2 protein-coding genes are annotated in these 1,628 nt (G+C 59.9%); one reads left to right on the top strand and one right to left on the bottom strand.

The genetic code is table 11. The annotated features are described in order from the left end of the window. Window positions 1–244 precede the first annotated feature (244 nt). Window positions 245–739: a DUF411 domain-containing protein gene (locus IL54_RS25505; protein WP_037479549.1), complete on the top strand. Its 495-nt coding sequence runs from the start codon at window positions 245–247 to the stop codon at window positions 737–739. Between the two features lie 54 nt (window positions 740–793). Here IL54_RS25505 and IL54_RS19070 read toward each other — a convergent pair. Continuing rightward, a partial coding sequence (locus tag IL54_RS19070; RefSeq protein ID WP_037479546.1) for a copper resistance protein B occupies window positions 794–1,628 on the bottom strand: 835 nt, incomplete at its 5' end.

Below are 1,628 nucleotides of genomic sequence, written 5' to 3'. Positions count from 1 at the left end.
GGGTGAATCAGCCAATCGACCTCCGCGCAATACTTTTCTGCCAACCCCGTGAGCAATTACCTTGCAACCGTGACTGCGCCACTTTTATTCGGGGCCGCATCCGACCCGGCCGGCCGCCGGGAGCCCGCGCATCACTTGAGGGCGCTTCAGATCGTGTCCATCGCTACCGCTTTTCAGGGTTGGGCGGGCGGTTGGTTCATGTCTGGCGGCGCTAAATATTTAACATTCTAGAAAGGACGATTAAATGGATAGCCTGCTCTTGAGCCGTCGTCACTTTGTGGGCAGTATACGCGCGTTGGGACTTGTCGCCGCGATGGGCGGGTTGATCAGCGCGTGCAGCGCAGCCGCGCCGGGACCGGTGCCGATCCTTGTACATAAGGATCCAAACTGCGGCTGTTGTTCGGCTTGGGCCGACCGGATCGAATCAACAGGCGACTTCACGGTCAGGCTGATCAATGCGGAGGACATGGCCGCTGTCAAAGCGCGTCTGCGGGTGCCGCTTGAGCTTGCGTCTTGCCACACCACAGTGGCTGCTGGATATGTCATCGAAGGACATGTGCCAGCGGCGGACATTTTACGGCTCCTGAGCGAGAAGCCGTCTGACATAATCGGATTGGCGGTTCCTGGAATGCCCGCGGGTTCACCCGGGATGGAAACGCCAGACGGGCGACGCGACGCTTATGAGGTCGTAGCTTTCACCACCGGTGGTCGCCAGAGCGTGTTTGCGCGGCACGGCTGAAGACCGGTAGAGCATATGGCCAAGGGGGAACCTCCCGGCTCCCCCGCTCCAGCCTCAGAACCAGGCCCGGATGCCAACCACGAAACTCAGATGCGAAACGTCCCCGCCCGCCGCGCGTTCGAAGCGAGCCGTATCGCCGAAAGTCTCATTATATTCCACGCCGATGTAAGGCGCGAATTCCTTGACAATCTCGTAGCGCAGTCGGAGCCCGACCTCCGCTTTTGACAAGCCAGAACCAACACCGATTTCTGGCACGTCCTGCAACGCGAAGTCGACTTCGACCCGAGGTTGAAGGATCAGCCGTTGTGTTATGCGCTGGTCGTATTCGGCCTCGAAACGAGCTGTAAGATCGCCCCTATCGGATAGAAAGAGCGCGCCATCGACCTCGAACCAGTAAGGGGCCAGACCTTGGATACCGACGACCAGATGCGCACGTTCCGGGCTGGGCTCGAAATCATAGCGGATGCCGGTTTGCAGGTTAAACCAAGGGTCAAGCGCATGACTCCAGAGCGCTTGGACCTCAGCCTGCTCGGGCTTTTCTCTGAAATCCGATTCGATCTCTGTTTTCAGCCACAACCGGTCAATGTCGCCGCCATACCATCCTTGGGCACTGATAAAGTAGCCGTCGCGGCCTTTTGTGATGCGGCTCTCCATCTGATCGATCAGGACGTTGTAAGTGGTGATGTCGCCATGCTCGCGACGCAAAATTCCTCGGGCATCGGTCATCACCCCGGTCCCGAATACGGCATCCGCTGCATTGGGAGGGCCGTGGAGCGCGGCGGGGGGCGGTGGGCCAACCGGCGGGTCGGGAATGCCAGGCTCATGACCTTGCGCCGTATGACCTGAATTGGGCTGTGACACCGGCATGCTGTGGCCGGCGTGCGGATCG

Origin of the sequence: Sphingobium sp. ba1 (assembly GCF_000743655.1) — a bacterium.
Classification (GTDB): domain Bacteria; phylum Pseudomonadota; class Alphaproteobacteria; order Sphingomonadales; family Sphingomonadaceae; genus Sphingobium.
The sequence above is the reverse complement of the archived record's forward strand: the minus strand, read 5'-3'. Positions and strand labels throughout refer to the sequence as shown.